Here is a 25,156-nt window from a genome sequence, read left to right on the forward strand (position 1 = left end):
TTAGACTGGAAAGGTGTTTTCCAGTCTCTATCGTATAAAGGGATATCATGAAATACATTATCAATCATTCAAACGACACTGCCTTTAATATTGCCTTGGAAGAATACGCCTTTAAACACCTTTTGGATGAGGATCAAATTTTCCTACTTTGGATTAACAAGCCATCTATCATTGTTGGTCGTCACCAGAATACCATCGAAGAAATCAACCGTGATTATGTTCGAGAAAATGGTATTGAGGTGGTCCGCCGTATCAGTGGTGGTGGAGCTGTTTACCACGATTTAAATAACCTCAACTACACGATCATTTCAAAAGAAGATGAAAACAAGGCTTTTGACTTTAAGAGCTTCTCAACTCCAGTTATCAATACTTTGGCTCAACTTGGGGTTAAAGCTGAGTTCACAGGTCGTAATGACCTTGAGATTGATGGAAAGAAATTCTGTGGCAATGCCCAAGCCTATATCAATGGCCGAATCATGCACCACGGTTGCTTGCTCTTTGACGTCGATTTGTCAGTCTTAGCAAATGCCCTCAAGGTTTCAAAGGACAAATTTGAATCAAAAGGTGTGAAATCTGTTCGTGCTCGTGTGACCAATATTATCAATGAATTACCAGAAAAAATCACAGTCGAAGAATTCCGTGATTTACTCTTGGAATACATGAAAAAAGAGTACCCAGAGATGACAGAATACGTTTTTTCTGAGGAAGAATTGGCTGAAATCAATCGCATCAAGGATACTAAGTTTGGTACTTGGGACTGGAACTACGGTAAATCACCTGAATTTAACGTCCGTCGTGGAACAAAATTCACCAGTGGTAAGGTCGAAGTCTTTTCTAATGTCGTCGAATCAAAAATCCAAGACATCAAGATTTATGGTGACTTCTTTGGCATCGAAGACGTTGCTGCAGTAGAAGATGTTCTTCGTGGGGTGAAATACGAACGCGAAGATGTCCTTAAGGCGCTAGAAACCATTGATATCACACGCTACTTCGCTGGTATTAGCCGTGAAGAAATCGCTGAAGCGGTAGTTGGATAAATCAAAAAGAAGTTGGTTGTAGGACCAGCTTCTTTTTTTGATATATATTTACATAATTTAAAATACGTAAAATTATAAACTATCTAGAGCATTTTTTTGTTCATCGTTGACGATATGTGTATAGAGGTCAGTGACTTGTGTACTGGCATGTCCTAGCTGATGACTGACCAAAACTTGCGATTTAGTGGCATCATAGAGCCTGGTTGCTAGGGTATGTCTTAGTTTATGGGGTGTTACACGGACTTTGAAGTCCTCAGAGTACTTAGCAACCATTTTCTCAACGCTAGAAGCATCGATACGATTTGGGACACCTCGATAGAGAGTTAGAAAGAGTGCAATGTCCGTCTTTTCAGTCTTATAGCGTTGATTTCGAATGGCGAGATAATTCTCTAAATAAGGTTTTGCAAAGGCAGCGACATTGACCGAGTCACGTTTGCCACCTTTTCTAGTGACATCGATAACCATCATTTTTAGATTGAGATCTCTTAGATCCAGATTAACAGCTTCAGATAAGCGGACACCAGACGCCAAGAGAAGGGCAATGATGGCCAAATCACGTTCTTTATTTTTATTAAATGAAGATAGGGCGCGATTTGAAAGTTGTTGTGGATACTCTTGGTCAATATAAGTCAGAAAACCTTCTGTTTCATCACCTAGAAAGAGTTTTTGCTTGATGTTTTCAGCTCTGGCAGCAAGTGTTTCTTTCTTTTTCTTGGTTGAAACTTTCTTCATTACATTTCGATAGAAATAAGGCTCTCCCTGGTCATTTTCAACTTCCTCAGTCAGATACTTGTAAAGACTAGAAAGTGCTGACAAGGTTCGATTGATAGTTGTCTGTGAAACACCTTGTTTGGTTGTATTGGAATTCAGTAAAGGACGTTCTCGTAGATAAAGGATAAAGGCTTCCATATCTTTCTTTGACATGTTTTCCAAGACAGATAAAGGAATATCAGATATTTTATCAGTATTTGAAATGCCAGACTCCAAAACCCAGCTGAAAAATCGATCGTATTCCTTGAGGTATTCGTACAAGGTTGTAAAACTGTAAGGAACAGCAAGCTTAGATTGGTAGTATTCCAGAACATACCAGGGCATGATTTGTTTTAGTTTGTCGATTCGTTCCAGTAAAATCTCACGTTTCATGTATTTTCTCCATAAATAAGTCTACTAGTAGTATAGCATAGACTCATATATTTTTCAAGAAAATTATAGTTTTTCGGAAAGATGTTATAGGGCTTTTTAATAGAATAACCAAAAATGATTTCATTTTTAATAACTAAAAAATTTTTTCGACAAAAATTGTCTATAATGTACTTTATTCCTGAGAAACTAACACAAAGACTTGGTTCTTTTTTCATAAGAACCAAGTCTTTGTGTCTGATATGAATCTACTAGAAATTTTTCAAAGTCATTCTTATAATTCAATTTCTCTAAAAAATTTCAATTGCCATTTTTGTGTTGATTGAGCCGTTGTATTTAAATTTGTGCACCAAGGCGGATAAAATCGCATGGACATTTTTCCTTTGCTGTTTTTTGTTGAGAGAATTTTCTTACAAGTAGCAACTTCGTTTGGAATAATAAATAGCCCCTTTTTATCATTATCGATGACAACGATAACAAGTTCAGTTCCCAAATCTTCATTGGTATAAGGAATGTTCATGTTATTTTTGTCTTTTTTCCAAAAAACTGTAAAATATCCTTCTTTTTTCGGTGTTCTTTTTGCTAAGCGGCATCTTTTATATCCTTGCTCATCCTTTATTTTGATAAGAATACCTTCGTATTTTTCATTCCACTTTTCTTTAATGAATTCAAAATCACCATAAAACTCATATAGAACATCTAGTATTTTCATTATGATGTATGTCCTCCCTTATCAAAATCAACAAAATATTCTTGATACATTTATTACATAATAAAAATTATGTAATAATATTTTTGATCTACAACAACAAATCTTTGACTTTCCCAATTTCACTTTTTGGAATCACCAGGTGGATCATATCCCCCAGATACATTCTGGTTGAGCCGTTAACTGTTTGGCTCTTGCCATTATGGACTTGGGTGGTGATGAGTACGTTATGTGGCAAGTTGAGTTCGTGTACTTGCTTTCCTGCTATTTTATCTGAAACAGGGATTTCAATGAGAGTGACTTCTCCTTCATCTGTCGCTTCTTCTGGCAGCATTTTTTCCAACATAGCCTCATAGACTGGTGCACCCTTGAGTAGATCCATGATGATGTAGGCGACCAAGGTTACTAATCCAAGTGGCATGAGGTTGCGAATATCTCCTACCATCTCAGTTACGAGTATCATAGCAGTTAAGGGAGCCTTAGATATTGCTCCAAAATAGCCACTCATTCCTAGAATGACAAATATAGGGAATTGCTCCTGACTGACAAGTCCAATATTAACACAAATGACACCAACTAGGGCACCAAGCAAGGAACCAAGTGCCAAAATTGGTAGGAAAATTCCTCCTGGAAGGCCACTTCCATAGCTAATCATGCTCCAAACAAAGCGAATCAAAAAGTACGCTAATAGAACTTGAAAACTAAAATCTTGCTCAGTTAGGGAAAGAACCAGCTGATTTCCACCACCAAGGATTTGGGGTAAGAAGATTCCGACTGGTAGGATGAGAATAAAGGCAAAAATTGGGTAATAAGCTCTATCCAAATGGATTTTTTGACCAAGCCAATCATAAACTCGACCAACATTGAGCACAGCTTTCTCATAGAGAAAACCGGAAAGGCCTAGAAAAATCCCCATGAGGAGATATATCCAATACTGATCTAGGGTCATGAGAGGGATATTATCAGGCATGTCTAGCACTGGCGTTAGCCCAAATATGAGCAGAGAGACAAAGTTTGCTACGAGACTAGCTGCGAGAGTAGACACCCAGAAAAAGCGCGAAAAATGGTGATAAACTTCTTCTACAACAAAGAGAAGTCCTGCAATTGGTGCATTAAAGGCTGCGGCTAATCCTGCTGCAGCTCCACTAGCAATCAAGGAGCGTTCCTCCACTGGACTGGATTTAAGCCACTTGGAAATTCCTTTACCACCTACCGCTCCAAGTTGAATACTGGGTCCCTCTCGCCCCAGCATAAGTCCACTGGCAATAGCAAGAATTCCTAGAATATATTTTTTCCAAAGAACTCCCCACCAGTTGAGAGTCATCAATCCCTTTAATTCTGCTTCGACTTGAGGAATTCCTGAGCCTTTGATGTCTTTTTCTGACCGAGTTAATTTCGCACTGAGCCAACAAACTATTAAATAAAATAGACCAATGATAAAAAGATTGCGCACTAGATGCTCTTGATCTTGATAAAGTCCTTGTATCAGGTGGAAGCCTTTTTCGATTAAGAAACGAAAGGATCCAACGATAATTCCAACAACGAGACCAACAATGATTCCTCGTCCAACTTGGGATAATATGGTACTCGAGGCAAAGGCAAATTCTTTCTTGGAACTGAGTGTTTCTGACTGTTCCTCCATAATCATTCCTTCTAATTTAACTTTCTTTTTCTCCTAAAACCAGCGATTTAACGGGTTCAAAGCTGGTCCGATGAATAGGGGTAACTCCTATTTTTTTCAGTCCTTCCAGGTGTTTAGCTGTTCCATATCCTGCATTAGCAGCGAAATCATAGCCGGGAAATTGCTGGTCAAATTCCTTCATCAATTCATCACGTGTCACCTTGGCTACTATAGAAGCCGCGGCGATAGAGAGAGAGTTTGCATCTCCTTTGATGATAGATGTTTGTGAAATGGGTAAATCCAGCTTCATGGCATCTATCAAAAGGTGCTCAGGTTGAGGACTGAGCTGAGAGATTGCTTCCTGCATGGCCAGTTTGGTTGCTTCATAGATATTGACTTGGTCGATGACCTGATTATCCATGATACCAATCCCGATTGATAAGGCTTGGTCCTGAACTGCTTGGAAAATCTCCAGATGTTTCTTTTTAGGAATTTTCTTGCTGTCGTTGAGGCCTGTAATTTTACAATTTTTAGGTAAAATAACTGCTGCAGCGACTACAGGACCAGCAAGAGGACCACGACCAACCTCGTCAACACCTGCTATCATGGTCAATCCTTGCTTATACAGTTCTTTTTCGTAGGAAAGCATGGATTCCAAACGAAGATCCTCATCCAATTCTGCCTGAATAGCTTTTTTACGCTTGCTGATTTCCTTTTGAATTCCAGAGCGATTATCCTTTTCAAGATCTAAAATAATAGGGCTATCAAGGTCCTTGACAGTAGCAAGGAGTTCTTTGATTTCTTTAATCGTCGCCATCGAGGTCTTCCAATGTATCTAAGGTATAGTTACCGAGTTTGCCATCACGGACTTCCTTCACGAAGAGACTGTAGAAACGGTCATAGTCGTCACGGAAACCGAGGGCACGGGTCATATCCATAATAATAACAGGCGCTTCTTCCTCAATTTTCATTTGTTTGAAGCGTTCAGCCAGCTTTTCTGGATAATGTTCTTTGAAATAATTGAGACCAAAAATGGTCACCTCGTCCATAGGAAGCAACTGGTCTTTGATAGCACCTGTTAGGGCTAGTTTGAGAGCGACAGTTTCGTCTTCGAACTTAGGCCAGAGAATCCCCGGTGTATCCAAGATTTCCAAGTCTTTATTGGTTTTAAGCCATTGTTGTCCCTTGGTAACACCTGGTTTGTTGCCGACAACGGCAATCTTCTTACCAGCCAAACGATTCATGAGAGTTGATTTACCAGCGTTTGGAATCCCGATAATCATGGTACGCAAGGTTTCAATCTTGATACCACGTTCCTTCTGGCGAGAAATCTTATCAGCCATGAGCTTCTTGGCCGCATCTGTTACAACTTTAACTGTCACTTGCTCTTTAGAGTTGATAGCCAGAGTCTGAATTCCTTGTGATTCAAAATACTGGCGCCATTCCTTGGTCATTGCTGGGTCAGCCAAGTCCGCCTTGTTTAAAATCAAGAGTTTTGGTTTGTCACCAACAATCTTGGTCAACATAGGATTTTGACTAGATAGAGGTAAACGTGCGTCCACCAAAATCGTTACAAAATCAACAAATTTTAAATTTTCCTGCACCTGTCGACGCGCTTTAGACATGTGACCAGGAAACCATTGAATAGTAGCCATTGAGTTTTTTTCCTTTCGTAGCAAGGGTTTAGAGCCCCTATTTTATTTTACTATTGTCTAAACACCAAGCGAACACCAAAACTACCATGCAATGGAAAAACCTCTGATTTGATTCTCACTTGATTTCACAATCTTTATATCAAACTGTGGGTGGTATTTGACAATATCTTTTTTGATTTTTAATAGTAAATTTGAAACAATATTTTTAGGTGAGTAACGTGGACTAAGATGTAACAAGTCTTTGAACTCATCAACACTTAATTCTACTTTATTGCTATTATCACTAGTTTCAATCAATTTTTCAATCATTCTGGAATATTTACAGGTATAACATTTCAATTCTTCAAAATGGAAATTGTGATTTTCTACAAATTGATTTAAGGCTTTTACAGTATTTTCTTGTGAACGATTTATATTATGTGTATAGCCCATTGTTGTCTCAAAGTTAGCGTGTCCTACTCTAGTCATAATATCTTTCACTGCTATGTGCATCTCATTACTTTGAAGGTAACTAATATGCATATGTCTAAACGAATGGGGAGTAACATGTTTTACCCACTTAAAACCATAGTCACTTAAACAATTTGTCAATAATTTTCCTTCTATTCGTTTCAAAATTTGACGAAAAGTGCTTGATGTTATTGGAGAGCCGTATTCTGTTCTAAATACACTTTCAGAATGTGTAAAAGCAGGACAGGGATGTTTCTCCATATAAGCATCAAACTCTTTATTTCTCTGTATTGTCCTTTTAATAGCTTCGCTTGCAGCTTCAGGCAAAGCTACTTCTCTAATTGAATTGAGTGTTTTAGTTGTATCAAAATGAAATTGTTCAACTTTTAAACAATGATATTGAAGTGCCTTATCAATATGCAAGATTCCTTTTTCAAAATCAATATCTGATGGTAAAAATGCTGCTTCACTAATTCGAATACCTGTAAGCAACAATACTATAGCAAGATCATAATAGTTTGCATTTCTGCATTGGCGTAACACATCAAAAAATGCATGTAATTCATGGATTTCTAGAAATTTAGAATCATGTCTTTCTTTTGCTTTACGCCTTTTCTCTAGTGAAATATCTAGTTTTACCGCAGTCATTGGAGAAAACTTAATGACATTATATAACACACCATGATTAAAAATCTTATTACAAGTACTTTTTATATGAGTCATTGTTGAAGGCGATGCATCATACATTTCTAAATATTTATTGAGACTATTTTTCATCAGAAGTGGAGTAATCCTGTCTAACAAAAAATCATCTCCTATAATTTTCCCAAGACGCTTCATAACCAGTAGTTCTCTCTGAATTGTTTGTGGTTTAACAGAGACACACCAAGTCTGAAACCAATTTTCTTTTAACTCTCCAAATGTTGTAATCAGTTCAGGACTATACTGACTTTCAAATGAAGTAGTTAGTCTATCTATTTTATCAAGAACCTCTCTTTCAGCTTGTTTCCTCGCCCTACTAGTATTCTTAGTATAACTTACAGTTACTGATTTCCACTTTCCTGTTAGTGGATCTTTGTACTTTTCAACCACTTGATATAAGGGTTGCCCTTTTGAATTTGTTTTAGTTACATAATACATAATTTAATTCCTCTTAACTCTTAAAAAGAAATAAATCATTGTTGTATAGAATAAATAACTACCCTATATTATACCATGACTTCCTTATTTTGTCCGCTTTTGCTTCCATCTTAAGAAACTTTCAAATCCTTCTAGATTAATGAAAACAAGTTTATGGGTTGGGTTAATTACATACATGGAAAATGTTCTGTTTTCTCGCATTTCTTTAATCCATCTGTTCAATGTATATTGATTTAAACCATCCCATCTTTTTAGAATTCCCTTTTTATCGGCCCATTCGGCAATGGAATTTTCGACAGATATATATTTTATATTCATATCATCATCCTTCCTAAAAAATATTTTCTCCTCCATGGCATGACTGATGAAGTCATCATAAGAATTTCACTTGCTGCTCTTTTACGGTGGCAGCCTGAACGGTCAGAAGTATCATTGTATATCATTTGTATCATGGCATATAAAGTATCGCTCTATTTTATTGATGGTTTTAATATCGCTCTTATCATGGCGAGCCATTCAAAACTGCTCCACAAATGAGGAAAGTACCATTTTGGACTATTCAATTGTCAAAGAACAAATAAAAAATCTCCTCATTTTCACACTCTATGCAATTGAGGAGATTATTTTCTAAAGCGAATTTTATCAGGAAAATCTGTCAATCCCAATAGATAGTCTGTACTGACATCGTAAAAGTTTGAGAGAGTTACCAATACATCTGCCGTCAAGGCATGCTCACCCCGTTCAATTTTAGCATAAGCTGAGTTTGTAAACGAAAGTATTTTAGCTATTTGTTTTTGGGTCAAATCGTGATCTTCCCTCAAATCTCTCAAACGTCTGTACATCTAGCCTTCTCCTGAGAAAAGTATAATATATAAAACTAGGAAATCTTTCAAAGTGTCCAAACTGGACATTTTGAACTAAAATTAATTTATTAAACACTTCTCATAAGCATATCTATTAACCGTCTGAGAGCAAAGATTTTATCAACTATTTAAAATTACTGACTTTCAAAAATTAGTCTTATTGTAAAATAAAGTGAAACACAAAAGACATGTTTATCTAATATATTATAGTTCAAAAATATTACAAAATTATAGGAAAATGTTCACAAATCAATCATACAAGAACTTCTCTGGAAACAGGGACTTTTACCCCATTTACATAGATAAAATACACCATTTTATTCCTCCTTATATAAATTTGATAAGGTAGGAAATGGCGGTGAACGATTTTTCATAAAACTCTCTCAATTTTTAGACTTCACTATTAAGAGTGAAAAATCCTGTATTTTACCGCTGTTTTTAGAAAAATAAAAAAAGCGATAGAGGAAAATTGCTATATCGCTTTTTTTATTTTTCTAAGTACGTCTAGACGTTTTAAAACTCATGTTGTGATTGAATTACGTTCAACACTTCTTGCATACTTCCAGCCTTAGCATTAAATAAAGGCAATTGGTTATCGTAATATCCAATAGTAGCAATACCAGCACTAGTTGATCCCTGTATCCCTGAGTACGAATCTTCAATAGCAATTGTCATCCGAAACAATATAATCAAAATAATTCTTCAAATCCAGTTTTTCAAGACTTATTTCTATACTGAAACAACATCTTTCCAGAACTACAATAATTTCTTCTTGTGTTAAATCATTATTTAACTAAATCTTTGGAGGCAATACGTTTTCAAAGCTACTTTTTTACCATAGATTTTGAGCCTTCAACACAGATTACTAAGCCAAAAATGCTCTAAATTTTTGAAATTCTAACAAATTCCACTCAACTTCATCATCATCTTTGACTTTCACAATATCTTCCTCAAAATAACATGGAATAAAGATAGTTTTCTTTTGAAACGGTTGTAGGAGGAAAATCTCTCCTACACTATTATTGATTCTGATAGAAAATTGCAAAATATCATCTACCAAACTTTCAATTATTAAGATTTTTTACAGTTTATCTGAATTAGAATCGCAAGGCTTCGCAATAATATAATTGTCGAATTTTTTCAATCTAACCTCCTCTCCACTATTTCTTCCTTTATCAAGAAAAAGTTACCTCAATATTAATAAAGTACAATTCTAAATTAACTCCAATTATTGATTCATGATAATATTTCAGTAACTCATCGTGCAATTAAAAACAAGGATTTTTATTTCAGACGATCCATCGTGAACACTTCATCAGCCATCTCCCAAATTGCCGGATTATGTGTTGCGATAATGATTAGCCTATTATCATCTCGAAGAGATAGCAAAATCTCCATAATCAACTGAGAGGTTGCTGGGTCTATTGAAGCTGTTGGCTCATCTGCCAGAATAAGGGGTGGATTCTTTAAGATAACTTTTGCCAAGGCAACCCGTTGCGATTCTCCGCCCGATAACTCAAAGATGCGCTTATCTAGGTCAAGATAAGCCAGACCGACCTGTTCTAAAGCCTGCTTTTGCCTCAACCGCTGTTCCGACCGACTCAACTTTTGACCAATGAGACCTAGCTTAAGGTTTTCTTCAATACTTTGGTTTTCAATTAAGCCAAAGTTCTGGAAGAGGTAGCCCAATTCTTGACGGAAAAAATCACTCGATTTATAATTGGCCAAGTCTTTACCTCGGTAAAAAATCGTCCCATCATAAGATTCTAATTTCCCAATCATGTTCATCAAGGTTGTTTTTCCGCTACCACTTGAACCAATTAAGGCATAGACTTTTCCAGCCTCAAATGTCATTGAAAGATTCGAAAATAACTCTCGTTCTCCAAAAGATTTACTCACCTGTTTAAGTTCAATCATATTAACCTCCCTTCAAAACAAGCATGGACATCTTGTTTTCTTTCTGCATTTGGATATGTAACTGTAAAAGAGATAGACCAGTAAAGAGTAACGAGACTAAGAAAGCAACTACTATCTCTACCATAAGAAATACACTCGCAACAAATCCCAGTAAAAACACACCCAGTTGAGCAAAGAGATAAGTGCGATGGATTTCTAAGAACCTGAGACCTGCAATGCGTTTGATAAAAATGGCACGTCTAAATTCTTCAAAGTAGAGCCTATTCATAGTGTTAAACAACAAGATTGAAGTTGCAATCCCAAGCACAGCTCCTGCTAGCATTACCCAACGTTCCCTCTGGATATTATCCGATAATGTGATGTAGTTGTGGTAACCTGTTTGCATTTCTGAGACCCAATTTTCAATGCCTTGTCTCTGGATAAGCTCCTGGGCATCAGACAATTGATTAAAGAGAACGTAGTTCTGTACTGCGTCTACCCAAAACACAATGGACTGTGGACCAGTTGATTGGGGTGTTATAACAATGATGATTGGATCTTTCAAAAACTGCTGGTAAGAAATAGGGGTCGTATTATACACAAAACGATCATGACCTGATTCCAAATAACCTACCGTAGCAGTCATTTGCTGTCGTTCATCTTTACTAGATATGCGACTGGTTAAGTCGTCTTCAAAAACAGATTTATAATGTTCTTCCTCTGAACGGAGGTGTTCAGGCAGTAATAAGACAAACTCCCCTACATCAAGGTGATTCATCTTTTGCTCAATAGTTGTATCTACAGGAATGTTTTGACGCTCCAAGTATTGCGGTGTGACGATAAGGACATTGCCATTCGGGCTGTAATCGTGCCATTCTGTAGAGGTTGTCAAGTTTTTGGAGGAAGCCATGCCATTTTGCAAAGTACGGTCAATTAACTGGTGTCTAGATAAGAAAGCCTTTTGTTCTGAAACAGCCAGATCCATCAATTGATACCAAGTTCTGAGTTTTCTTTGAGCTTGTTCATCAAAACCAGGACTCGTTCCTTCACGGCTGATTGATAGGATAGTCAGTTGCCTTTCCTGACTCCAAACCTCTTGTCCAATCCGATGCTGTTGCCAGGCTTGGGAATACTTTAAACTACTCCCTATTCCCAGCGTTACAATAATAATCGCTAATAGTTGACCGATTAAAATTAAACTAATGATTCCTCTGACAGGCACTTGCCCTTTTATAATCTGCATCAGGTGTATCTTTTTTATCCCAACTGCGAAGAGTTGAGCGAAAAACAGGGAGATTGACAACAAGATGAGATTATAACTGAGCAAGCCTTCTCCTATTGTCATTAGGGATTGCGTTGGAAGCGACAGAATTTTTTGCATAAGAATGGCGAGAACGCCAGCTAAACTGAAACCAACAACTATCCCTTTCAAATCCTCACCAACTGGTCTAAGGAAAATGGACCACCGTTTCTCTCCTGAAATGAGGCGAATGCCCGACGACCGTAATTGGCTAATTTGACTAATTAAAGTCAGTGCTACAAAGGTTAAGATGAAAATCAATAGACTGATTAACTGAAATCCGTTACTAAAGATAGCCATTAACGTAGATAGTTTAGATGGAATTGTCAGGTGCATGTTAGTCAAGCCAAGTTGACTTAGCTCCTCCCTTAGCAAGTGAATATCTAGGTTTCCATCGAATACAAAATAGTTTGTTTCAACACTACTACTTTGAGCATCTTCTAGATTTTTTTCCTGAAGCCCATCAGGCAACTTTCCGTCCCCAAAGGTCGTATAAGAAAAAACTGTAGTACCTTCTGAGTTAGGATCTTGGTGTTGAATCGCAATAAAGCTATCCGTTTCTTCTGCTAGTTTTTCCAAGCGTGTAGCAACATGCTGAAAAGTTGTTTCAGGGGAAGAATCACGTACAACAACGTTGGGGTAATAATGGGAGACATATGTATCAGTCCAAATGGTAAATACCCAAACAAAGAACAAACTAGCAAGCAGGTTGGATATGAGTATAAATAATTTTTTCATAGTGCATTCCTTATTCTAAAATAGAGGGCAGAAATACCCCTGCCCTCTATAAACTAACAAGCTTACTAAACTATTGATAAAAGAATCTTCTTCAATTATTCTTGCCATCCCGCATCAAATGTAACTTGCTCCCCAAAATTTGTATTAATAAACGCATAGGCCGCACTATGTGCTCCTGCATAAGCTGTCTTTTGATTGTCACGTCCATTACTTCCAACATAGGCCCAGTGATCCTGTGAACCATGATAATAATTCGAAAATGCTCCCCAATTATTTGGATCATGATAGCCTCCATAGGTCCACTCGCCACCACGGTGAGAAGCTGCCAAAACAGGAAGAGCCAAACTAACTGCCAAAACGGCAAGGGATGATGCAACTACTTTTCTAAATTTTAACATATTATTACTCCTCTAAATGAAATATTATGAAAATGAGCGAAATGCAACTACATATTTTAATTAGAAATCTCAGTCTGAATTATAGTATCCTATTTTTTCCTCCTTTCTAACTGCACGTTCCTTTCTACAGGCAGAGACCTAATTTTATAAACTAATCTTAAATACTTTAGATTTTGTAACTCATAATTTTCAACAGTTGGTTAGCTATGAAAGCATTTTATTAAACATCTCCATTCTTATATCTATCTGGTATTGTTACAAGCTCTCATAAGAATACCTTTCTCTAAATAGTTGAATTTTAAAGTAATACGAAATCAATCAGCCTTCCCAACATCAAGACCATTGGACTTCTTTTGCGATTGCACTCGAATCTCCAATTGTTTATTCTTCTGAATAAACTGTTGGTAAGGAATTGTATTACTAAACATAAAAACACCTAGCAATGCAAATGTAACTAATTTTTTAATTCCACGTTTTTTTCTCATGCAATGAAACCCCTTTCTTTTTCCTTGTTTTTATTCTAACAGATATATTTTATTTAGTCAAGTGTTTTTATTATATTTTGAACTTTTTTTTTTTATTATTACTATAGAGAATTATTTATTTCTTTAACTTGCTATTTTGAACTAAAAATTTTATAATAAAATTAAGCAAATAGGAAGGTTTATTATCTTTAATGAATACACTCGCAGAAAAATTCAGATTGAAAAGAAAAGAGTTGAGACTCTCCCAACAAACTCTTGCAGAAGGAATTTGTGAACAAAGCCAGATTAGTAAAATTGAGAGAGGGCATTTCATTCCCTCCGCAGACCTTTTGTTCAAACTCTCACAACGACTTGAAGTACCATTAGATTATTTTTTTAATGAACAAATTGAAATTAAATCTAACCTCTCTAATTTCAAGCAATTGTCTGCTCGACTATTAGATGACAGAAATTATGACAATTTGGAATATATTTATAGAATAGAGATTGAACGAAATACTTTTCTAACACTAGAAGACCGAACTTACCTTGAATGGATTAAAGCTATTATTGACTTCTATCAATATGACAGTAAGTATGAGGCTATTTCTTCATTGGAAAATATATTATTAAAAGTCTCCTCAAATACTCTGATTTATTTAAAGGTATTGAATACTCTATCTAATTTCTATTCCTTAGTGGGTCGTGAACAAGAATATGAGGCAAACTACTCTCATTTAATGGAGTTATATCAGACAAAAAATTTTGAGCATCAAGAGTTTTTATTTGGCTACATCAGAGTTCGTTACAACTACGCTCACTACCTAGTGTCAAAGGAAAAATATAACGAAGCCATCCAAGAAGCTCTTGAGACGATTGAACTCTGTAAACAAAGACAGACAAGCTACCAACTAGCTCCTCTACTTATTCTTGTAGGAAATGCTGGAGCCAAATTTCTAGACAAAGAACAAGTCAAAAATTATTATATAGAAGCAAAAGAGTTATGTAAGATTTATAACAATCCTTTAATGTTGATGAAGATAGAAAATTATTTGAAAGAATTAGATACTGTTTAGTTAATCTTGACATTATAGTTTTTCTGAAACGTTAAATAACCTGTAAGGCTGATAGTGAAATTAATACTATCAGCCTTATAATTTTTCCATGGTATCTCAAATAACTATACTGATTTTGTTTCCCGTTCTAATTTGGTAACATTTTGATTTCTTGTGTTATCAAGTATATTGAATTACCCAGTGTTGTACAACTTTTTAATAAATCTACCAAGACTATATCTCCTAAAAACAACTAGGTGATAAAAATTTAATTTACCCGTGCCTATTCATCCTATGGTCAGACATTCGATGAGAACTTCATCACTCCTTTACGTGACGTCGTTTCAAAAGTAAATTCACTCAAAGAATTGAAATAAGATTTTATAGCGGATAGTACAAAAATATTTAACGAAAGCCTAAAAGAATTCATGGATATAAGTACTCGAAAAAGCTGCTTGAGTTGACTCAAACAGCTTGAAAGGATTAAAGGCTCTATACTATTTGTAGTGGGTAAATCCCCTATGGATATTATGGAGCCTATTTTTGTGTAGAAAAAAGTTCCATATGATCTATAATGAAAAGCGATCAAACAACTCATTAGAAAGATTCATATGGAACCATTACATTTTATCACAAAACTGCTCGATATCAAAGACCCTAATATCCAAATTATAGATATCGTTAATATGGATACCCACAAAGAAATCATCGCTAAAATGGACTATGTCGCCCCATCTTGTCCTGATTGTGGAAGTCTAATGAAGAAATATGACTTTCAAAAACCGTTTAAGGTCCCTTACCTCAAAACGATTGGTATGCCTATTAGAATTCTCCTTAAAAAAATCCGTTTTAAGTGCTATCATTGCTAAAAAATGGCTGTCGCTGAGACTTCCCTCGTATCATCAACCCAAAAATTGCTCAGAGGTTGATTGAAAAAACTTCTATGACCGATATTGCTCATCAGCTGTCTATTTCATCTTCAACTGTCATTCGAAAGCTCAATGATTCCCACTTTAAGCATGATTTTTCTCGTCTTCCTGAGATTATGTCTTGGGATGAGTATGCCTTCACTAAGGGAAATATGAGTTTCATTGCGAAAGATTTTGAAAAGCTCAATATCATCATTGTTCTTGAGGGAAGAACACAAGCTATCATTCGAAATCACTTTCTACGATACGATAGATCCGTTCGCTGTCAGGTGAAAATTATTACGATGGATATGTTTAGCACTTACTATGCCTTAGCTAGACAACTTCGCTTTCGAATTTCTAGGCTCAGGCTGAAACAGTCCCCCAGACTGTTTCACTCCCAAACGCTAAAATCATGCTGGATCGTTTCCATATTATCCAACATCTCAGCCGTGCTATGAGTCGTGTCCGTATTCAAATCATGAATCAGTTTGAGCGAAAATCCCATGAATATAAGGTTATTAAACGCTACTGGAAACTCATTCAACAAGATAGTCGTAAATTGAGTGATAAACGATTTTATCGCCCTACTTTTCGTATGCACTTGACGAATAAAGAAATTCTAGACAAGCTTTTGAGCTATTCAGAAGACTTGAAATTCCACTACAATCTCTATCAGCTCTTACTTTTTCATTTCCAGAATAAAGAGCCAGACAAATTTTTCGGACTTATCGAGGACAATCTAAAACAGGTTCATCCTCTTTTTCAGACTGTCTTTAAAACCTTCCTCAAGGACAAAGAAAAGATTGTCAACGCCCTTCAACTACTCTACTCCAACGCCAAATTGGAAGCTACTAATAATCTCATCAAACTTATCAAACGAAATGCATTTGGTTTTCGGAACTTTGAAAACTTCAAAAAAAGGATTTTTATCGCTATCAACATCAAAAAAGAAAGGACGAAATCCGTCCTTTCTAGATCTTAGCTTTTCTTCAACCCACTACAGTTGACAAAGAGCCGGTTTGAGACTATCATAAATGATACGAATAACTTCTGCTCCTTCTTCATCAATTTCAAAATCCCCATCTACTATCTTGTAAGCTTCATCACTACTATGGTCTCTGTTCACGCTAACGCGTTTCACAAATCCTTAATTATTTTATTGGCTGACTTCTCATGATTCGTTGTTACTACGTCTAATTGACGCTCATGAGGCCTCACAGGATAAGTCGTACATCTTGCCTCGTTTACTCTCATGATTTACGCCAACAGGTTACGACTACCTTTTGGGACTTTAGTGTTCTTGGCCACCTCATCCGCTGTTAACGCCTTATATCACGTTTCTGTTCGTAGAGCCGCGATTTCGCTATCCCTTCCTCTCCCCGCTACTTCACGATAGTCAGGCTTGAAAGTGACTATTGGGATCACTGGTAGCGGGTGCCTAGAGGACTTGCACTTCAGATGTACGACCTGTCCTACCCGTCGTACAAAGAAAGTCATGATTTCAATAAAAATCACGATTAGTTCTATTGAATTTTGCTTAGCCTATAAACCAATATATTCCCTGTTGCTATATACATTTGCTAATTAATCCATTCTCAACAAATCTCTTGTATAAATCTTATTCTTATATGGTATGAGTTTCTCATCCCATCTATTAGCTACAATTAAGTCACTACGTTCAATGAATAAATTAAAATTAGTTTCAAATTCTACGCCCTCTAAATCAATTCGTAAAACAGGATCGTATATTAAGATTCTGATCCCCTCTGCCAATAAATCTCTAATTATCTTTAAAATAGCTGCCTCTCTATAATTATCTGAATTGCGTTTCATACCTAATTTATATATCCCAACTATACTGGGGGTTCTTGCTAATATTTGTGATACTACGTACTTTTTTCTATGTGTATTTGAAATAGTAATTGCCTTTATTAATGGGGCGCTACATCCTTTAAATTCATTCTCTAACTGCTTAGTATCTTTAGGCAGACAGTACCCACCGAAACCAAAAGAAGGGGTATTGTAATAATCCCCAATTCTTGAATCTAGACACACTCCCTTAATGATATCTCTAGAACATAGATTTTTAAACTCCGTAAAAGAATCTAATTCGTTGAAAAAGGCAACTCTTAAAGCCAAGTAAGCATTCGAAAAAAGCTTAATAGCTTCAGCCTCATCGGAATTAACTAACATGACCTCAACATCTTTTTTAGCAATAACTGAAAGAAATAAATTTGCGATATCTTCCCCTTTAGATGACTTGTCACCTATTACTATACGATTTGGATAAAGACTATCATACAATGAGTATCCCTCTCGTAAAAATTCTGGAACAAAAAAAATATTCTCTGTATAAAATTGTTTTTTTAATTTGTTAGAAAAACCAATAGGAATTGTTGATTTCAAAATTATCTTACTATCTTCATTTACCATCAATATCTTTGATATGATTTGTTCAATTTGGCTAATATTAAATCCATTATTTTTAGTATCATAATTTGTCGGCAAGGCAATAATATAATAATCAATATTATTTTCAATATCACCAAATAAGGATGTAAACGAAATGTCAAGTTTATTTTGCGCAATAAATGTTGCAATTACATCATCATTAAATGAAACTATTCCTCTTTCTAAATTTGAGATTTTCTTAGTATCTATATCATATGCTACAACTTTATATTTAGAAGCAAATAGTAGCGCATTTGCTAACCCAACATAGCCTAAACCAATAACTGCAATATTCATAAACGTATTTCCTTATTTACCCAAAATCTAATAGAGTACCCAGAAGCATCTCTCAAATATAACTTTTTGATATCCATTAATAAATTATCAATTGATTTCCAGATTATGGAAATTTGTGATTTATAACATAGAATTGCAGATATTCTATCAATATAATTTAATTCTTGTAATCTCTCTTGATGGATTTTCAAATTCTTAGTCTTTTGATGATACTGCTCTAAACTAACTTCACTTATATACGGAAAATCTTCATAATATATCACTGTATAATTCATCAACTCCAACTGCTTTCCAATCTCATTTACAAGAATATGATCGACATGATTGCCAATTGAAAGAGGACAAAACACTACACTATTAGCATCAACTAAAAGCAAAATCTCCTCTAAAATATCTTTTTTTAATATTTCCTCAGTCTGGATTGAACTATATATAGTCGGATATAAAAAATTTCCCTCTCTATCTTGTCTATAAAGACACTCAAAATATGGTAGATGCTTAAAACTACAGTGTAGTCGTTTACAAGCTAATATATCCTCTTTAATTCTCCCTTTTATAGGATATTCTCCCAAATTACACTGTTTATGAAACTGTAGTGCTGAAAACTGTAATTTTTGTTTCTGGGGATACCCAGCAAATATTGTTAAAATAGTAACTTCTTTATCACATGATATCAACTTGGAAATATAGTCCCCACATGAAAAAATTGCATCATCTAAATGAGGTGATAGAAAAATATATCTTTTTGTATAACTCATTACTATCGTCTCCATAATTCATTTATAAATTCACTTAGTGATTTATTAAATGATGACCCTTTAGAAAATTCTATATTTCTCGTCCTTACGAAAATTTCATTAAATATAATAATATAAAGAAATCTAAGTAATCTATCTATATTATCTTCCATTGTCTCATCAATCTGATTTATTAAACCACTTCTAACATTAATAAAAAATTGATTATCTTCTTCAAGAAAGCTAAAAATACTAAAATGATTATTATATTCACAAATATAATTTATAATTTCCGATAGGGACTCCATATTTAGACAAGTAAATAGATGAGTTGTTCCAGGAATGCTTTTTACTTTATCAATAATATAACTATCAAATTGTGTTTTACAGTTCTCTTTATGGAACATCTTATTTGTGTTTAACTCTGATATTTTCTCACACATTTCAACTACCTCAGCCGTTTTAAAAGGATACCTTGGATGAACACCAAAACTGTGTAGTAGTAGGCTGTTCTTTTTTAAAACGACCGAGTTGGTAACATAAAAAGGGTACTCTTCATAGCTAAAATATTTTATGTTCTGTTTATCAATACAATACTGATTATGATTGATTGTATGATAACGTGAATTCATTACCTCATCAGCAGATTCACCACAAATAATATTAGTTATCTTATTTTGAGATAACATCTTACCTAAATAATATTGCAAAATTACGCCACATTCAAAAACACTACCTTCTAATCTCCAAACTATATCAGGAAAATATTCAAGATTATCACTTAATACAGTATCAATATATAGATTTATTTCGTAGAATTTTGCAATTTTTAGTACAGCAGGAATTTCGTTTATCCCTTTCTCACCTCCAACACAAAATGCACTAATTTGACTATTAGAAGACTTATTTAACGTATGTAAAATATAATTTGAATCAAATCCCGATGATAACGTAATATTAGCCTCACCTGTTTCTTTGTAGATTCGTTTTACTGTACTACTTAGTAATGTCTCCCAGTTTTCTATTACTTCTTCTTGGGTATATATATTGGATTTCTTATAATCAGGAACACCTATACATAATCTATCTTTTATAGAAATGTAGGAAAAATACGATAATTTATCTACTTCTTTTATCAATGTATTAGAATCTAATATGAAACCATTTTGTACAAATTCAGATATTTTTTTATTGTTTAGAGTGGTCGTAATTTTAGATAAAGCTAGTAATTTTTTTAAAGATGTACTATAAAAAAATTTATTACCTTTAAAAGTATAGTACAAATTAAAATATGATGTAGTAATATCATGTAAAATTTTCAACTCTTTTTGATCGACATCAAAAATTACAATTAAAAATATTCCTGTAACAACATTTAATAAATCAATTCCGAGTTTATTATATAAATTCGCTATTTCACCGACATCTAATTTTACGCCTTCATAATAAACTTCTCCGATAAGTTCTAATATTATTTCTTCAGATTCAAAAATCTCAGAAATACTTTCTCTAAATAGTTCCTGAGATTTTATATCAAAAACACCTGTTATATTAATAAATTTATAATCCATAACTCCTCAAAAATAAAATCTTATCTTAGTTAAAAAACTTTACGATATTACACTTATAATCTTGCAGACCATAACAAAATGAATATTTCATCTTAGAAAAATGGCATCTAGAAATTTCTTCCAAATATATGTATCTTCCTATTGAGTCTTTTTTAAATTGATTATCCCACCAAAAAATGCAAAAATACACCGTATTAGTTATATCGCTATAGTAAACAATCCCCTGTGCAACTATTCTTTTATCTAGTATTAAAGAACGTGTTTTAAAGCCTTTTTGTTGATACAACATATGAAAGAATCTCATTTGAGTATTAGAAAAACAAACAGAAAACCTATTAAAACAATAATCTTTCCAATTTTGTAAAATTTCTGAGACTACATCTTTGTCGTCAATTATATTATATTTCCTTCGATTTTTTATAAGTAATGATTTAAAATGTTTGTAAAAATATTCAAATCTCTCTTTGTCTGATACATCTGTCAAAAGAAATTCTTCTTTATAACATAGTGAAATACTTTGAGTTTCAAAAACAATTTCAATATTCTTGAAACAAAAATCAATGAAACCATTCTCGATTTCTAAAGAAAAATGATAAAGTAAAGTTATATCAAATGGCTGATTAGATATAAAATCATATATGGTAATTTTATTTTTAGCTAAAACTAATAATAAAATATAATCATACAATGAATATATTGAAGGCTTGCCTACGATATAAAAAATTTTTATGTGATTTTCATGTACAAATTTCTCACATATTCTAAATATTTTTTCAACTGAAAATGCGCCAACATCCAAGATAACATCCTGTAAATAAATCGTATCATTTGTAGTAAGTATTTTTTTATTTTGATAAAAAAATCGCATATTTTATCTTCAACCTCCAGTTACATCAATTCCTGGGGAAACTGGTAAATCTCATCAAAATAATGTGCTAGTTCTGGATGCGGCGTGTGTGTTATCATAATTACTGTCAAATCATTTTGTTCTAATATCTTTCTTTCAATTTCCAATGAAGTTTTTTTATCTACAGCAGAAGTCCCTTCATCAATTAACACAATTTTTTTATCTCTAATCAATCCTCTTGCTAAAGCTATACGTTGTTTTTGCCCTCCTGAAAGTAATCTCCCATCATCACCAACATAGTAGTCCAAAAATAAATCTGAACAATCATTTATAATCAGTCCTACTTGCTCTAACACTTGTAAAATTTCCTCGTCAGTAAATTCTTCATCAAGCACAATATTATCTCTTATAGTTCCGTCAAATAAGTATGCTTTTTGATCAAGTAATAAAACCTCACTAACAATTTCAGAATAAGCTAGTTCCCGAATTTCTCGCCCCCCAAAAAATAACTCTCCTGTATAATCTCTCAAAAAGCCATTCAGTAACTTGAGTAGTGTTGATTTCCCACTACCACTTTCTCCCATTATTAAATACTTTTTATTTCGCTCAAAGCAAAACGTTAAATTCTTTAATACTGGTCTTTCACCATAGGAGTAGCCAACATTCTTAGCTTCATATAATGGAATCGTACTATTTTTAATAATATCTTTTTCACTACTCCTATCAGATATTTCTGCTACATTTATAGAGTCCAATTTAGCAAAAATTGGCTTCGTACCGTTTATAGATGCTAGCTGACCTCCTAATTCACCAAGTGAAGTAAAGATAACTCCTGTAAGTGCGCCAATAGCTTCAATAGTACCAATTTTTACAATTCCAATTATGGCTAGATAACCTGTAAAAACAACTAAAGAAATTTGAAAAAATATATTAAGGAAAAAACTAATTGCACCTACAAAAGTCTCTATCGCAGTTTTTCTTTTTGTAACCTGCTTTAACAAAATACTTGCTTCTTTTACCTTGTCTGGCAATATACGCAAAAGATTCAAAGAAGCGAATACATCAAATCCATTTAAAATAGTTTCATTAGACTTTAAAAATTCCTCATTTTGCTTCGTTAAAGTTAAACTTACTTCCTGCATTCTTTTTCCAAAAAACTTAGGGATACTTAACATGATTAATAATGCAAAAAATGTAATTACCGTCAAAGACCAATGATAATGGCTAAGAGTAATAACTGCAAAAATCGTTCCTGAAATGCCCTTTATTACCAAAAATAATTGCTCAAAAGCTTGTTTATTTATTGATTGTATATCATTATTTAACCAAGAAAGATATGTCCCCGACGATTTGCTATGAAATTCTTGGTAAGTCGAATTAGAAATGTCTTTAGCAATCCTATCTCTAATTTCAATATCAAATTCTTGAATAACTTCAACTTGATAATTTTTGACTAGCCAATCAAAAAATATTATTCCGCACCATACTATCAATTGATAGATAGAAAGTTTTAAAAACATACTCCAATTCATTGCAATTAACTCATTTAACACCAACGCATTTATAGTAGAAGCATAAATTAATAATAATTGTCCAAGAACAATAAATATCGTCAGTTGACTAAATTGTCTCAAGCGTGATCTTATAATCGAAATCATAATTACCATTACCTTCTCATTTTCTTAACTTTAATTGGATGTAGTCATCATATAAACAATAAAAAGACCTACAACAGTATAGAAGAATATACTTTATGAACAAATATAAACTGAAAATTCTTGTATCCCAAGCTTCTCTTATTTCTTTTAAAGCTTGAGTTGAATCTTTAATTAGAAGTAACCTTTTAATACGTGTACAATAATACATTTCTGTCACTATCTTCGTTTCGCTAGATGACAATAAGTGAAAATATCCTTTACACTTATCATAATATTTAGCATCCGCAATAATTGATTTATTATTTACCCCTGTTATACCACTCCCCTTATCGTGAGCATAGTAATTAACAAGAAAATCCCTAACTAGGTCAATTTGATAACCCTGCGCCAGTAATTTTAACAATACAATCCCATCCTGATGTGAATAAATATCTTCAAATCCATTTATTTTCTCTAAAACCTCCTTTTTACACAACCAAAATGAAGTTCCAGCTATGTTATGAATCATCTGAATAAATAATGGATTTCCAACACAATCTGTCATCTCTTGCTCTTTTTTACCGGTTGGGTAAACTATTGTCCCATAACTATAAATCATAGCAACATTATCTATCTTAGTTCTTTGAAAACAATCCATCATCTTCAAAATTCTATCAGCCATATATTCATCATCATCATCTAAAAATGATATATATTTTCCATTCGACTCTGTTATTCCAATATTTCGAGCTTTCGAAGCACCTAAGTCACTATTGTTTAATATTAGTTTAATTCTGCTGTCATAGTTCTTAAATTTAGAAATAATCTTCTCTCTCAACTTTATATTGCTATAGTTATCATCAATAATTAAAATTTCTATGTTCTGATATGTTTGGATGATACAACTATCTACTGCTCGAATTAAAGATTCATATCTATTATGAGTTGGAATAACAATGCTTACCAGTTCCCCAAGAGTTTTTCTATTCATTCCCACCCCTCTTTAGAAGCTCATTATATACCTCCATAGTCTCCTTAAACATTTTTTCCCAAGAAAAATGTTCCTTTATCTTTAATTTTCCATACTCTGCTATTTCAGAAAGCAACTGCTCATTATTTAACAAAAAATGACTACATTCGCAAATACTATCCACTTCGGTTCTTTCAAATAAAAATCCATCTCTTCCATTTTCTATTATCTCACTTAATCCACCTACATTACTTGCTAAAACAGGAGTCCCTATTGACATAGACTCTAATACACACATCGGTATTCCTTCAGTATCTGAAGGAAGATATAATAAATCAGATATTCTGTAAACAATTGATGCTGGGTAAATTTCTCCAATCATGCGTATCCTTTCTTTATACTTTGAATTGGAAATTTTCTCAGCAAGAACATCCCATAAACTACCATTTCCAGCTATTACAAAAAATACATCTTCTCTCTTTTTTGCTAATTTCTCAGCAAAATCAACAAACCTATCCGGCCTCTTTTCCAAATCAAGCCTTCCAACATAACACACTATCTTCATATCACTTGGGATGAGGAAATTTTGATGAAATTCATCTACTTCAATATCAGTAAAAGTATGCTCTGACGTATCAATGCCATTATTTACTACAAATATTTTCTTCCTTTTAATCTTTTGTTCTAACCTTTTCTTCATAGCTGTAGATACACAAATAAAACTATCCCCCATCGAATATGTTAAGAAATCAAAAAAAGTTAAGATTCGTTTGTGCAAATTGCACTCAACCCATCCATGACATGTTATTACGGTCTTGATACGCCCAAAACCTTTGTAATCCAACTTCTTTAACATATACAAAAAATAATTAGTTGAATATCCATGACAGTGGAGAAGCTCTATATTTAAAAAAGTTAATATTTTTCTAACTTGAAATGCAGTCTCAAAGTTATTAGAACACTTAGTACAATCAACATAAGCAATATTTAAATCTTTATAATCATCAATAACCTTTTTATCACGAGATACTATTATCAAAATTGGATAAATCGTTTTCATACTTATTTGATTTTTACAAAGACCAATTATATGGGGGTCAATACCTCCGCAGTGTCCATTATTATATCTTACGATAATATGAGCTGAAAATGCCATATTATCAATATTTCCATACTCTTCTGGAATATGAATTTTTAATTTACCACATTCATAACACTTCATCGAACTAGACTCCTTTCCCTATCATATATAAATAACTATACATCAAA

General features: G+C 33.8%; 22 protein-coding genes and 2 pseudogenes. 3 read left to right on the forward strand and 21 right to left on the reverse strand.

Annotation, left to right across the window (positions count from 1 at the left end; translation table 11 throughout):
- Positions 1–47 precede the first annotated feature (47 nt).
- Positions 48–1,037: a lipoate--protein ligase gene (locus tag JQ841_RS08720; RefSeq protein WP_203180671.1), complete on the forward strand. Its 990-nt coding sequence runs from the start codon at positions 48–50 to the stop codon at positions 1,035–1,037.
- 72 nt (positions 1,038–1,109) lie between these two features.
- On the opposite strand, the gene xerS is transcribed toward JQ841_RS08720, so the two are convergent.
- From xerS to JQ841_RS10130, 13 genes and pseudogenes are all read right to left on the reverse strand, one after another.
- Positions 1,110–2,180 (reverse strand): tyrosine recombinase XerS, encoded by a 1,071-nt coding sequence (gene xerS / locus JQ841_RS08725; RefSeq protein ID WP_203180672.1) that lies wholly within the window; start codon positions 2,178–2,180, stop codon positions 1,110–1,112.
- A gap of 271 nt (positions 2,181–2,451) precedes the next feature.
- Positions 2,452–2,889, reverse strand: a complete 438-nt coding sequence (locus JQ841_RS08730; RefSeq protein WP_061424846.1) for a MepB family protein — start codon at positions 2,887–2,889, stop codon at positions 2,452–2,454.
- 88 nt (positions 2,890–2,977) lie between these two features.
- Positions 2,978–4,528, reverse strand: a complete 1,551-nt coding sequence (locus JQ841_RS08735) for a ClC family H(+)/Cl(-) exchange transporter (RefSeq protein WP_203180673.1) — start codon at positions 4,526–4,528, stop codon at positions 2,978–2,980.
- A 16-nt stretch (positions 4,529–4,544) separates the two neighbouring features.
- Positions 4,545–5,324, reverse strand: coding sequence for a ribonuclease HII (locus JQ841_RS08740; RefSeq protein ID WP_203180674.1), 780 nt, complete (start codon positions 5,322–5,324; stop codon positions 4,545–4,547).
- On the reverse strand, positions 5,311–6,162 hold the full coding sequence (gene ylqF, locus JQ841_RS08745) for a ribosome biogenesis GTPase YlqF (RefSeq protein ID WP_203180675.1): 852 nt from the start codon (positions 6,160–6,162) through the stop codon (positions 5,311–5,313). The genes JQ841_RS08740 and ylqF overlap by 14 nt, the downstream gene beginning before the upstream one ends.
- A gap of 81 nt (positions 6,163–6,243) precedes the next feature.
- Entirely contained in the window at positions 6,244–7,752 is a 1,509-nt protein-coding gene (locus tag JQ841_RS08750; protein WP_203180676.1) for a tyrosine-type recombinase/integrase, read from the reverse strand.
- Positions 7,753–7,836: 84 nt separating this feature from the next.
- The gene (locus JQ841_RS08755) at positions 7,837–8,070 is read right to left on the reverse strand and encodes a hypothetical protein (protein ID WP_001022845.1); all 234 of its coding nucleotides are present in this window, start codon (positions 8,068–8,070) and stop codon (positions 7,837–7,839) included.
- Between the two features lie 302 nt (positions 8,071–8,372).
- Positions 8,373–8,594 carry a helix-turn-helix domain-containing protein gene (locus JQ841_RS08760; protein WP_000286248.1) on the reverse strand — a complete coding sequence of 74 codons (222 nt, stop codon included), beginning with the start codon at positions 8,592–8,594 and terminating at the stop codon, positions 8,373–8,375.
- 1,006 nt (positions 8,595–9,600) lie between these two features.
- Positions 9,601–9,759: pseudogene (locus JQ841_RS10015) on the reverse strand (competence protein ComA); the annotation flags it as partial.
- Positions 9,760–9,899: 140 nt separating this feature from the next.
- A complete protein-coding gene (locus JQ841_RS08770) occupies positions 9,900–10,532 on the reverse strand; it encodes an ABC transporter ATP-binding protein (RefSeq protein WP_049532504.1) in 633 nt (210 codons plus the stop codon).
- A 1-nt stretch (position 10,533) separates the two neighbouring features.
- Positions 10,534–12,549, reverse strand: coding sequence for a bacteriocin-associated integral membrane family protein (locus tag JQ841_RS08775; protein WP_203180678.1), 2,016 nt, complete (start codon positions 12,547–12,549; stop codon positions 10,534–10,536).
- Between the two features lie 95 nt (positions 12,550–12,644).
- Positions 12,645–12,947: a lactococcin 972 family bacteriocin gene (locus JQ841_RS08780; protein WP_203180679.1), complete on the reverse strand. Its 303-nt coding sequence runs from the start codon at positions 12,945–12,947 to the stop codon at positions 12,645–12,647.
- A gap of 314 nt (positions 12,948–13,261) precedes the next feature.
- A complete protein-coding gene (locus JQ841_RS10130) occupies positions 13,262–13,432 on the reverse strand; it encodes a PhrA family quorum-sensing system peptide (protein ID WP_001227862.1) in 171 nt (56 codons plus the stop codon).
- 191 nt (positions 13,433–13,623) lie between these two features.
- Between JQ841_RS10130 and JQ841_RS08785 the strand changes: the two genes are divergently transcribed.
- Positions 13,624–14,487 (forward strand): helix-turn-helix domain-containing protein, encoded by an 864-nt coding sequence (locus JQ841_RS08785; protein WP_203180680.1) that lies wholly within the window; start codon positions 13,624–13,626, stop codon positions 14,485–14,487.
- Between the two features lie 590 nt (positions 14,488–15,077).
- A pseudogene (locus JQ841_RS08790) lies at positions 15,078–16,359 on the forward strand (transposase).
- 15 nt (positions 16,360–16,374) lie between these two features.
- Here the strand turns inward: JQ841_RS08790 and JQ841_RS08795 are convergent.
- The 8 genes from JQ841_RS08795 to JQ841_RS08830 all read right to left on the reverse strand — a co-directional run bounded on the left by JQ841_RS08795 (position 16,375) and on the right by JQ841_RS08830 (position 25,109).
- On the reverse strand, positions 16,375–16,518 hold the full coding sequence (locus JQ841_RS08795) for a hypothetical protein (RefSeq protein ID WP_203180681.1): 144 nt from the start codon (positions 16,516–16,518) through the stop codon (positions 16,375–16,377).
- Positions 16,519–16,961: 443 nt separating this feature from the next.
- The gene (locus tag JQ841_RS08800) at positions 16,962–18,125 is read right to left on the reverse strand and encodes a nucleotide sugar dehydrogenase (RefSeq protein ID WP_203180682.1); all 1,164 of its coding nucleotides are present in this window, start codon (positions 18,123–18,125) and stop codon (positions 16,962–16,964) included.
- Complete coding sequence (locus tag JQ841_RS08805; RefSeq protein WP_203180683.1) at positions 18,122–18,883, reverse strand: PIG-L family deacetylase; 762 nt, start codon at positions 18,881–18,883, stop codon at positions 18,122–18,124. The genes JQ841_RS08800 and JQ841_RS08805 overlap by 4 nt, the downstream gene beginning before the upstream one ends.
- Positions 18,884–18,885: 2 nt before the next feature.
- A complete protein-coding gene (locus JQ841_RS08810; RefSeq protein ID WP_203180684.1) occupies positions 18,886–20,433 on the reverse strand; it encodes an asparagine synthase-related protein in 1,548 nt (515 codons plus the stop codon).
- 25 nt (positions 20,434–20,458) lie between these two features.
- On the reverse strand, positions 20,459–21,301 hold the full coding sequence (locus JQ841_RS08815; protein ID WP_203180685.1) for a hypothetical protein: 843 nt from the start codon (positions 21,299–21,301) through the stop codon (positions 20,459–20,461).
- A gap of 20 nt (positions 21,302–21,321) precedes the next feature.
- Positions 21,322–22,938, reverse strand: a complete 1,617-nt coding sequence (locus JQ841_RS08820) for an ATP-binding cassette domain-containing protein (protein WP_203180710.1) — start codon at positions 22,936–22,938, stop codon at positions 21,322–21,324.
- Between the two features lie 16 nt (positions 22,939–22,954).
- The gene (locus tag JQ841_RS08825; RefSeq protein ID WP_203180686.1) at positions 22,955–23,908 is read right to left on the reverse strand and encodes a glycosyltransferase family 2 protein; all 954 of its coding nucleotides are present in this window, start codon (positions 23,906–23,908) and stop codon (positions 22,955–22,957) included.
- Positions 23,901–25,109 carry a glycosyltransferase family 4 protein gene (locus JQ841_RS08830; protein ID WP_203180687.1) on the reverse strand — a complete coding sequence of 403 codons (1,209 nt, stop codon included), beginning with the start codon at positions 25,107–25,109 and terminating at the stop codon, positions 23,901–23,903. The genes JQ841_RS08825 and JQ841_RS08830 overlap by 8 nt, the downstream gene beginning before the upstream one ends.
- Positions 25,110–25,156: the final 47 nt, after the last annotated feature.

Source organism: Streptococcus mitis, from assembly GCF_905187535.1.
Lineage (GTDB): Bacteria > Bacillota > Bacilli > Lactobacillales > Streptococcaceae > Streptococcus > Streptococcus mitis_BS.

Coding starts and splice junctions, on each gene's coding strand:
- JQ841_RS08720 (WP_203180671.1), top strand. CDS start 48: ATGAAATACATTATCAATCATTCAAACGACACTGCCTTTAATATTGCC.
- xerS (WP_203180672.1), bottom strand. CDS start 2,180: ATGAAACGTGAGATTTTACTGGAACGAATCGACAAACTAAAACAAATC.
- JQ841_RS08730 (WP_061424846.1), bottom strand. CDS start 2,889: ATGAAAATACTAGATGTTCTATATGAGTTTTATGGTGATTTTGAATTC.
- JQ841_RS08735 (WP_203180673.1), bottom strand. CDS start 4,528: ATGGAGGAACAGTCAGAAACACTCAGTTCCAAGAAAGAATTTGCCTTT.
- JQ841_RS08740 (WP_203180674.1), bottom strand. CDS start 5,324: ATGGCGACGATTAAAGAAATCAAAGAACTCCTTGCTACTGTCAAGGAC.
- ylqF (WP_203180675.1), bottom strand. CDS start 6,162: ATGGCTACTATTCAATGGTTTCCTGGTCACATGTCTAAAGCGCGTCGA.
- JQ841_RS08750 (WP_203180676.1), bottom strand. CDS start 7,752: ATGTATTATGTAACTAAAACAAATTCAAAAGGGCAACCCTTATATCAA.
- JQ841_RS08755 (WP_001022845.1), bottom strand. CDS start 8,070: ATGAATATAAAATATATATCTGTCGAAAATTCCATTGCCGAATGGGCC.
- JQ841_RS08760 (WP_000286248.1), bottom strand. CDS start 8,594: ATGTACAGACGTTTGAGAGATTTGAGGGAAGATCACGATTTGACCCAA.
- JQ841_RS08770 (WP_049532504.1), bottom strand. CDS start 10,532: ATGATTGAACTTAAACAGGTGAGTAAATCTTTTGGAGAACGAGAGTTA.
- JQ841_RS08775 (WP_203180678.1), bottom strand. CDS start 12,549: ATGAAAAAATTATTTATACTCATATCCAACCTGCTTGCTAGTTTGTTC.
- JQ841_RS08780 (WP_203180679.1), bottom strand. CDS start 12,947: ATGTTAAAATTTAGAAAAGTAGTTGCATCATCCCTTGCCGTTTTGGCA.
- JQ841_RS10130 (WP_001227862.1), bottom strand. CDS start 13,432: ATGAGAAAAAAACGTGGAATTAAAAAATTAGTTACATTTGCATTGCTA.
- JQ841_RS08785 (WP_203180680.1), top strand. CDS start 13,624: ATGAATACACTCGCAGAAAAATTCAGATTGAAAAGAAAAGAGTTGAGA.
- JQ841_RS08800 (WP_203180682.1), bottom strand. CDS start 18,125: ATGAATATTGCAGTTATTGGTTTAGGCTATGTTGGGTTAGCAAATGCG.
- JQ841_RS08805 (WP_203180683.1), bottom strand. CDS start 18,883: ATGAGTTATACAAAAAGATATATTTTTCTATCACCTCATTTAGATGAT.
- JQ841_RS08810 (WP_203180684.1), bottom strand. CDS start 20,433: ATGGATTATAAATTTATTAATATAACAGGTGTTTTTGATATAAAATCT.
- JQ841_RS08815 (WP_203180685.1), bottom strand. CDS start 21,301: ATGCGATTTTTTTATCAAAATAAAAAAATACTTACTACAAATGATACG.
- JQ841_RS08820 (WP_203180710.1), bottom strand. CDS start 22,938: ATGATTTCGATTATAAGATCACGCTTGAGACAATTTAGTCAACTGACG.
- JQ841_RS08825 (WP_203180686.1), bottom strand. CDS start 23,908: ATGAATAGAAAAACTCTTGGGGAACTGGTAAGCATTGTTATTCCAACT.
- JQ841_RS08830 (WP_203180687.1), bottom strand. CDS start 25,109: ATGAAGTGTTATGAATGTGGTAAATTAAAAATTCATATTCCAGAAGAG.